Origin of the sequence: Dyella sp. C11, from assembly GCF_003121485.1 — a bacterium.
Classification (GTDB): Bacteria; Pseudomonadota; Gammaproteobacteria; order Xanthomonadales; family Rhodanobacteraceae; genus Dyella.
In genome coordinates this window covers 127,851-136,442 of record NZ_QAVX01000014.1, presented here as the reverse complement: position 1 = coordinate 136,442, position 8,592 = coordinate 127,851, and the positions used below count along the sequence as shown (strand labels likewise).

Annotated in this window: 11 protein-coding genes; 3 read left to right on the top strand and 8 right to left on the bottom strand. The window is 57.8% G+C overall.

Annotation, left to right across the window (positions count from 1 at the left end; translation table 11 throughout):
- Positions 1–101: 101 nt before the first annotated feature.
- On the bottom strand, positions 102–788 hold the full coding sequence (locus tag DK366_RS21255; protein ID WP_157956547.1) for a hypothetical protein: 687 nt from the start codon (positions 786–788) through the stop codon (positions 102–104).
- A gap of 147 nt (positions 789–935) precedes the next feature.
- On the opposite strand from DK366_RS21255, the gene DK366_RS14215 reads away from it, so the two are divergent.
- Positions 936–1,307, top strand: coding sequence for a hypothetical protein (locus tag DK366_RS14215; protein WP_157956546.1), 372 nt, complete (start codon positions 936–938; stop codon positions 1,305–1,307).
- A gap of 192 nt (positions 1,308–1,499) precedes the next feature.
- On the opposite strand, the gene DK366_RS14210 is transcribed toward DK366_RS14215, so the two are convergent.
- From DK366_RS14210 to DK366_RS14185, 6 genes are all read right to left on the bottom strand, one after another.
- Positions 1,500–1,790 (bottom strand): hypothetical protein, encoded by a 291-nt coding sequence (locus DK366_RS14210; protein WP_157956545.1) that lies wholly within the window; start codon positions 1,788–1,790, stop codon positions 1,500–1,502.
- 35 nt (positions 1,791–1,825) lie between these two features.
- Complete coding sequence (locus DK366_RS14205; RefSeq protein WP_109126201.1) at positions 1,826–2,089, bottom strand: hypothetical protein; 264 nt, start codon at positions 2,087–2,089, stop codon at positions 1,826–1,828.
- Between the two features lie 135 nt (positions 2,090–2,224).
- Entirely contained in the window at positions 2,225–3,088 is an 864-nt protein-coding gene (locus DK366_RS14200; protein WP_157956544.1) for a hypothetical protein, read from the bottom strand.
- Positions 3,089–3,438: 350 nt separating this feature from the next.
- Positions 3,439–3,765, bottom strand: a complete 327-nt coding sequence (locus tag DK366_RS14195) for a nucleotide pyrophosphohydrolase (protein WP_109126199.1) — start codon at positions 3,763–3,765, stop codon at positions 3,439–3,441.
- 408 nt (positions 3,766–4,173) lie between these two features.
- A complete protein-coding gene (locus DK366_RS14190; RefSeq protein ID WP_157956543.1) occupies positions 4,174–4,635 on the bottom strand; it encodes a hypothetical protein in 462 nt (153 codons plus the stop codon).
- A gap of 151 nt (positions 4,636–4,786) precedes the next feature.
- Positions 4,787–5,260, bottom strand: a complete 474-nt coding sequence (locus DK366_RS14185; RefSeq protein WP_157956542.1) for a hypothetical protein — start codon at positions 5,258–5,260, stop codon at positions 4,787–4,789.
- 414 nt (positions 5,261–5,674) lie between these two features.
- Here DK366_RS14185 and DK366_RS21565 point away from each other — a divergent pair, with 414 nt between their 5' ends.
- Complete coding sequence (locus DK366_RS21565) at positions 5,675–6,016, top strand: hypothetical protein (RefSeq protein WP_232821053.1); 342 nt, start codon at positions 5,675–5,677, stop codon at positions 6,014–6,016.
- Between the two features lie 195 nt (positions 6,017–6,211).
- Here the strand turns inward: DK366_RS21565 and DK366_RS14170 are convergent, their stop codons facing one another.
- Complete coding sequence (locus DK366_RS14170; protein ID WP_109126194.1) at positions 6,212–7,807, bottom strand: glycoside hydrolase family 30 beta sandwich domain-containing protein; 1,596 nt, start codon at positions 7,805–7,807, stop codon at positions 6,212–6,214.
- Positions 7,808–8,127: 320 nt separating this feature from the next.
- On the opposite strand from DK366_RS14170, the gene DK366_RS14165 reads away from it, so the two are divergent.
- On the top strand, positions 8,128–8,580 hold the full coding sequence (locus tag DK366_RS14165; protein ID WP_157956541.1) for a hypothetical protein: 453 nt from the start codon (positions 8,128–8,130) through the stop codon (positions 8,578–8,580).
- Positions 8,581–8,592 lie beyond the last annotated feature (12 nt).

Genomic DNA, 8,592 nt, shown 5'->3' with positions numbered 1-8,592 from the left:
TTACGGCGCATGGCCATGGGCAACACTCCTCACGCTTGCGCGTCTATAGTGTGTTGCGTTGACCGGCTGAAGTCGCAGTCGAAAGCGGACAAAAGAGCACATCAATCGCCGTTCGTCGCCAGTAGCTTTGTTGCCCACATCTTGGATGTTTCACGTACCCATCTGACATCATCGTCACCGCGTCCGTGAGCGCTCAAATTCAAGACGATCATTCGGCCCTTCACGTACACGTACGTATTGCTGATGATTTGACGATCGGTACCTGCCGGGTCGTTTACGACCATGCCTCGCATGACACCCACAGCATTGGGCTGGTCAATCACTAGGCCTAAATATATGGGCTTGCTTGCGGGCGGAAGCTCCGCACCGGACGCTTGCTTATCCGCGTAGAGCTGCTGAATTGCGCTCGCGATCCGATCAGGATGATCCATGTCCATGTTGTGGATCACCCTTACATAGCGCTGAAAGCCTTCTACGGTCCATAGATCGCCTTGTTCGGATTCCACAAGGTCCATTGATAGCATTCTATTTCTCGGCGGATTAGAGCCGCTCGTTAGCGCTTGAAAATCCTGGCGCGAAAGGAAGATTTCAAGAAAGCGATGTCCCGGTCCGCGAGCACGTGCAACAAACTCGCGAAACGAAGGATCGGAATCGCCGAGCGCTGCAAAACCGTCAGGAACTGGGACATGGAGGATTTTTCCCGCCCCAACATTGACCGAGGCATCACCCCATACCCCAGTAGAAATACCGAGCGCGAGAGCAAGAGCGATTGCGATGACTGAATGCATTAACTCACCTCGATGTTGTCAACAGCTGATGCCGAGAACGTCCGCTATGGGTCGAAAGCGGACATTGCCAATTGGACTTAGCCCCACCTACCCGACAAGCCTTGAGGATCAAAGATCGTTCCGACGATGCTCGACCCAAGGGTTTGGATGTCCCGTCGCATCGGTTTTAGCCATCTTTTCCTGGACAACGGCCACGAGCTGATCAAACCCTTGAAGATACCCCGATATCGAATATCGCTTGCTATTCGCATATACCAAAAGCAAGAAGAGCATTCCCTGGCCACCGCCTCGCACTTCGGCAGACTGGATATCGTCAAACCGAATCTCGAAATGTTGAAAGTCGTTTATCTCCAGTCGATCATCATAAATTCTGACCTTGAAGGTGCATACATTCATGGCCGCAGCCAGAACACCAAGCTGCACTGGGATCGCAACGATATTTATCGGATCGGACCATTCGAACCTCACCCCCTGATGCGAGAAGACAGTAAGAACGCCAACTGGCAACAGAACCGTTAAACAACTGAAGCTCTTAATCCATGTCGAATACGTGAACACCGAAGACTCGTCACTTCGACCACCAATGCGAAGTGCAGTCAGAAGTGCAAGCGTTATACCGAGTACGGCTGGCAAAAAGGTCAGCACAACGCCCCCAACTATCCAATGTCTGCTTTGCAAGGTCCGCTTCGGGTCGGAAGCGGACCTTTCGGATCAAATGTCGAATGGTTTGCTTAGATCGCGCACTCTCGTGTCCGGATAACGGTATTCGGCGGCCGTGACCACATCGCGCCAGTCCTTCTGGGCTAGTTCGATGTACTTCTTCACGCGGCTTGCATCCCCATCAGCCGCAGAGACGATGCAGCGCAGAACACGATCAGTCGCGAAGGAAGCGTGGCTGGCTCGAAAGGTGTGCAAGGCGTCCAGTACGGACTGCGCCCCCTCTTTGTAAACCGTGCGCACCCATACCGAGACGTCCTCGGGCATCTCCGATTCCGTAGCCATAAGCCTCCCCTGTCTGGCCCATCAGCGCATCCTAGCTAAAGTCCGCTCCGGGTCGAAAGCGGACAGTTTCTCTTCTCGGCTATATCGAACCGGTTCTCCTGCGAGGCCATGAGCCCCACAGGTGAGGCGCCAAGCCGGGTGGTTTCGCGACCAAAGTCGGTCAGCACCTTCAGGCGGTAACGAGCCAGCGGCACGATGGGAATGTAGAAGACGGTCAGCCATTTGGTCGCGGACGAGTTCTCCTGAGCCTGGTGCTTCCATCCATAAAACATGGTGCCGAAGCCATTAAGTGTCGCCATATCCCCCCGGGTCGATTTCTCAGTGTTATTTGGTTGTGCCCGCCTTGGTTCGACGGCGGACGGTCGATCAACTATCGGATTTCTGCCCGGCAAAGCCGCATGACGCTCATTCGGTAAAAAACTGGGACGCTGCCCTCACGCGTGATGGCGGCGCGGCGCTGCCTGAGGGGGCTGGCATGTCGAGGTATCGAGCGCCTGGCCAACAAGCTTGATGCCCAGTAGCGAACCCAACTGATCCATGCCGTATTCGCGGGACTTGTCGGCCAGCCATACACGTTGGTTGAAGAGATCCACGTCAAATTTCCACCTCCATGCAACTGCTGCCTGATCGTCCCTGTCCCTTGCAGCACGCTGGGCGTCTGCGCGGCTTTGGGGTGCGCTTGCTGCGCCAAGGTTCTTCGATGCGGCATCCAGCAAGAACTCTTCGGCGACACGGACTGGCTGCAATTGCGCATCGTATTCCCTCTCCCCATCAACCAGCGCCGACTGGCCATTCACGAATCTCGCCATCACGCTGGGCTGCCCGTATTCGCTCATGCCCTTAATGATGACCCGGCCGTCGGTGAGCGTTCTTTCCAGGCTATCGACGAGTTCGGCTCGATATTTTTTGTAGTCCGCCAGTGCGGCCTTGCCGTCGCGAATATCGTCTTCGGTACGTGTGGCTTCTTCGCTCACCACCTCATTCCAACGAGTGTCTTTCGCAAGGATCAACAAGTTCTGCCGCTTGCACTGATCCGCGACAACCAGCGTCTTCAACGCTGCCATGGCCTGCTTATCTGGGTCGACATCCGCCCCGCTCGTGGGCGCTGCTGCCACCGGCGAGTTTCTCCAGTCGTTGAACGTGCCGACAACCCACGGCAACGCGCCTGTACCTGCCGTGGTTGTGGAAGGAGGGGCGGAACGAATCCGGATTTCCGCCAGTGACAGCAGGACAAGCGTCGCCATCCATATCCCGAGCAGAACTTTCGGGGATGACTTCAACGACAGGATCTTGGCCATGACATACGCGTACGCCGCCAAGGCAGGCCCCAGCAAGGCACATGCAACCAGATAGTACGGAAGCCCCCAGTAACAGATAAGGGCGACCAGTAGCGATGCGAGCGATAACGCAATAACCCAGACGCGCCGACTCAAATTCATATGCCCTTATCGTCCTTGAGTGAGTTTTGAACTGCGTGCCACCCGTAAAACCGGGAGCATAGAACCACGGCCAACTTGCACTTTTCCTTCTTATCCAAAGATAGACGACAGACGTGTCTGCCCCTGCTTCCTCGGAACCTGACATCCGTATTCACGTACAAGCGAGGTGACGCTGAGCCGCGCCGAATTCGCCGTTCTGTAACCTTCGGCTACGCGCGTAGCTCGCTGGATACATAGTCGACCAACTCCCTGGTGTTTTTGGCGAATTCCGCCTCCAGGTCGATGCCACACTTATTGGCAAGAACGATGATCGACCATAAACAGTCAGACAGCTCATGTCCTAGCTTGGCCTTGCAGTCATCGATATCTCGAACACCAGCGTTTGCCTGGATCAGCTTTGCCAGATCACCCACGTCACCAACGAAACCCAGCGCAAGCTCTGTTGTGGTCCAGACACGGCCCCACCGCTTGATCTCTAGCTGCTCGTAGAGCTCATTCAACTGCAGGGCTGATTTTTCGAGATCGCTGAATTGCATGTTGATTGCACCTGACAGGGTTAGACCTGGCAAACGGGACGGAGGTAGTTAATTCGAACGATGGCGGCGGGACTTAACTACGTCCGTCCCATTTGGCGCGCCAACTTCAATCAGCCGCCTGGTGGCCGCTTGTTCTTAGGATCCGTCGCCACCCTAGCGGATGGTGACCTGGCCAAGCACAGGATCAAGTACCAAGCCCAAAAAGCCAGCCAAACTTCGACCACGAACATGAAAGCCGCTGTGCGCAGAATGGCGGTTACGATCATGAACACGACACATGATCTGACCAGGGGCAGCAGCCCCTCTACCAACCAAGATCGCAGATTCCACCGCCGCGCCATGCCTTCCCCCAAAAGGATTTGTCTCTTGATTCTCCGAGCAATGTCCGCCGCGGGTCGAAAGCGGACTTTACGCGGTAACTCGATGCATGCTCATGCCGCCCTTCAGCTGAGCCGAAACGCGCCACCGACTACCGTCTGGTGCTTGATAGAACTCAGCAAACGCCTCTTCGGGCTTCAGTTGATCAGAGCCGCTCCTCTTCATGTGCTGGCGAACGAGCCAGATTATCCGGTAGTAGTCGGATATCACCGCTTCATTCGCTGCAGGCGGAATGGCCGCCTCAGCAAATCTCCTCTGGCGCTCTAAAAACCACGGAGGATTTTTCCCAGCTTCGATGAATTCGTAGAACCCCTGCCAACCTTCCGGCTCGGGCCATGTCAGCTTGTACTGCTCGCGGACATCAACGCTCAGCCCTTTGAACCAAGGAACCCATGCGTGCCAATAGTCCTCACCGTGCCCCATCCGCCAACCCATACTTCCCCAGGGAATGGTAGGGAAAGCAACCCAGACAGGCTTTCGCTCACTACTCATTGATCCCCCTTACCGAGACATTTTTTCCAGCTCGTGAAATGTCCGCTTCGGATCGAATGCAGACATGCAGCTTTATGGCAGCGCGAACCGGCCAGATGCAACCTCTTCAACGTGTGTGGCCACCCGTCTCGACGGGCCAAGCGCCCCGGCCCTACTTGGCCTTGGCAGCTCTCCTGCCAAGAACGCATGCGTACTCCGGTTGCCCAGACATGCCATTGAGCCAGGGCATGACATCCGGCATGACGCGCAGCGCCTCAAGGTCGCCCTCACTCAGCTTTTGGCCCTGAGATTGGGCAAGGCGCGTAGCTTCCAGTTGAGAAGAAAGGCCACTGGCCATCTTGTCAAAAGCAGTCGCACGGCACTTCTCAAGACGGCTGGTAGCCAGCGCTTCTTCGTTTTGTCCCAGAGAGTCTGCCATCACAATGACCGCCATGGTCGGATCATGCGTTTCGACAAACATCATGCTTGAGTTGTTGTCTTCGACATGGCCGACAACGCGATACGAAGAGAACGCGATCGGTGCGAAAGGCTGGGGCGCTTGTGCAAATGACTTATGAGAATACGCCAATGAAACGACGCACAGAAACACCATGGCGAGCAAAAGCGATCCTGATCTCGAAGGCATGATTTTCCCCTGTTGATGACTTGAGTTTTGAGATGCGGCGGCACTCGCCCATCGTGAGCATTCGGGTGAGGCTTGGGTAAGTAGCGTGCCAGCAGGCATATGCCGCCCATATGTCTGGGCGCATGCGCACGTGCTCAGTTTCGAGCGGGCTCGTTCAGATGAAAGGTAACCGGAACGCGAACATAAGACGTTACTGGATGGCCAGACGCGATGCGCGGCTTGTAACGCCACGTATAAGCCACTGCAACGGCAGCCCGGTCCAGCTCCCTAAAGCCGCTGGACTGGAGAATGGTTACATCGCGGACAGCTCCGTCGGCACCAATCTGCACGGCCACTATCGCCGTTCCTGAGTGACGTTCACGGATTGCCTGGGCTGGATACTGTGCGGGGTTATCAGATTGGGAATTCCTATCGATGCTGGCGGGGCTGTCGGGAATGGTGGCGCACGCGGTCAACGCCAGCATTGGCAAACAAGCAATGACGCGGCAGATCATCGAAATTCCCCCAAGTATCGAAAGCCAGCTAGACGCACGCCTCACCTTTGATGGCAGCGAATCCATGGGCTTCAAAGCCCCTTTGCTTCATCCCAAGCTGCAAGCGATACGTAGCATGGCCTGGAATAAAGCTGTCGTTCTGAAAACTGGGGCCAGCCCCCTCGCCCCAATGCCCTGTTCGTCCGCACTCATGCATCAGCGGAGGAAATCTACTGATTTCCCTTCTTCGCCTTATGAAGAAAACCCTGCCCGATCCCGATGAACACAAGGGCCGCCACATTCATTTGCCATCGATAACCCAGCACGTCGCTCACGAGGCCGACGACGACGAGCGCGAGACCTATCGACAGGAAAATGTAACCGCGATGAGCGGTGAGCCACGCTGCAAAGTTCCACGCCATAAACCCACTCCCTGGTTGATGCCGGTGATTTCAACGATCCATTGAACACGGACTGCTTAGGGTTCGCTCGCCCCGCCGGGCTGCGCGGGGCGCACGAAACCCCGCTTGATTGCCTCGCCATTCAACCATCGCATGCCACGCCGCAGCAATGTGCCGGCCGGGTCGGGGTTCCATACGAAGGTGGCCACGCTCAGCGGTGGCAAGGTGTATTCGAACCGGGCGCGGTTGTCGGCCACGGTGATGTGGCGCTCTTCCTTGTTGCTGTTCACCACTACCAGCACGATCGATTCGTCGTCCGCGTTCTGGAATGCCACGTTGTCGATGCCCTTGTCGGTGGCGGTGGAGTTCACGCGCAGGGCGCCGGGCAGCACGAAGCTGCTGAAGTGGGCCAATGCGTAGTACTCGTCGTTGCGACTGACCTCGCCGGTCTTGGAGTCGATGGTGACGATGCCCTTGCAGGCAGCGCAGCCGCCCAGATGCGGGCCGTGGTTTTCGTCCAGCGCCAGGTTCCAGTAGACGACGCCGCGCGCCCAGTTGCGAATGCCTTCGACGAGCAACGCGCGGGAAAACCAGAGCAGCTCGCCGTTGACGCTGGAGGCCCAGTCACCGCCGGAGCATTCGGTGATGTAGGCGTCTTTCTGCGGGTACGCGCGATGCACGCGGCCCTGCGCATACGGGCTGCCTTCGTAGCAATGCCATGCGACACCGTCGATGTAACGCGCCGTATCGGGGTTGGCCAACACGCTGAGCGGTTGCTCGGGATGACTCCAGTTGTGGTCCCATTCCAGGATGCTCGTGTGCGGCACCCGGCTTGCCAGCTTCGGGCCAAGGTATTGAGTGACGATGCGTGCTCGCTGCGTGGGCCCGATGGCCATGCCCGGATAGGTAATGGGCACGAAGTTCGGTTCGTTCTGTAGGGTGAGCGCGAAGATGGGAATACCCCGGCCGCGGAGCGCATCGACGGATTTGACGAGGTAGTCGGCGTAGACGCTTTCGTACTGCTCCTGCAATTCGCCGCCGATCAGGCTCCCTTCGGTTTTCATCCACGCCGGCGCGCTCCACGGCGACGCGATGATGCGCAGGTCCGGGTTGATGCCCAGCGCCTGGCGCACGGCAGGAAGCACGTCGGGCATGTTCGGCGTGACATTGAAATGCACCAGCTCAAGATCGGTTTCGCCGGCGGGCACATCGTCGAAGGTGTAAAGCTTCAGCGAGAAATCCGATGCGCCGAGGGGGATGCGCATCATGTTGAGGTTGAGGTTGGGCGGTGCGCCGTAGAGCTCTTTCATCAAGGCGTTGCGTTGCCCATCGGACAAACGGTTCTGCAGAAGCCAGGCGGAGGAATCCGTCATGGCGGCACCGAAGCCGACTATGGATTGATACGTCTTCTGCACGTCGATGATCACGTCGGCCGTGGACGAACCGCGTGCAGTCATGTCGATATCGGGCTGGCGCGCCAGCTTCAATCGCCGGTCGGCCGTGCTCAACCAGAGCTGCACCTTGGGCAATACCGGCTGCGCCTGGGGCGCTGCCTTGACGGCTTCCTCGCGGTGCACGAAGCGCGGCGCGTAAATCACGCCCACGGTGAGCAGAAACATCAAGGCGATGAAGGCGGCTGCCAGCCGACCCGGTTCCGACGCGCGTTCATCCATGCGCACTTGGCCCGTTACACATGTTGCGGTTCACGTGAATCACGAAGTTCCCGGGCTTCCTTATCAACCATGGGGTGAGATTAGACCAGTGGGCGGCTTTGCGCTCGCTGTCTGGGGGAAACGCCGTGAGCGACCCATGGAGGCAGGCGGCCTAAATCAGTCGAGGGAAACCGTCAATACCCAAAAACACCGATTGGACCGAACGGGGGCAAATCGCCGCGCCGGGTGCGCGAAAAGTCACAAAATACCCCGTCGGCGATGTACACAAATGTCACGACTCCGTGGACAATGGCGACTATCTGGAGGGGGAACCGGAAGCCATGACACTAAACGATGCTGCGGGTCGCCCCGTGGCCCAACTGCTTGTTGTTACGCGCAGCCTCGTGGAGCTGACCGATCGCGCCGTCTCCGACAGCGAGCTGTCGCATGCGGCCGCCGACGTGCTGGTGTTTGCCGCACGCCAGGCAGCACGACTGGTGGAAGACGTGGTGAATCTGCGTTCGCGCGATCCCGATGATGCGTCGGCCTTTGTGCAGTGTTCCAGCAGTGCAGACCTTGATCGCGCCTACAGCGACCTGGAATGCCTGGCTGAAGCGGCCGGCATGATTCGCGCACACGGCATTGGCACACAGTACCGCGCACACCTTGCCTACCTGATGCGCTACGCCGCGGAATCGGCATGCAGCGCGCTGGAACGCGCGGAGCGTTCGATGAACCTGGCGGACCTCACCAGCTTGACCAATGCATGGGCGATGGACGCGCGCAGCAACTGATACGCGCGCCCT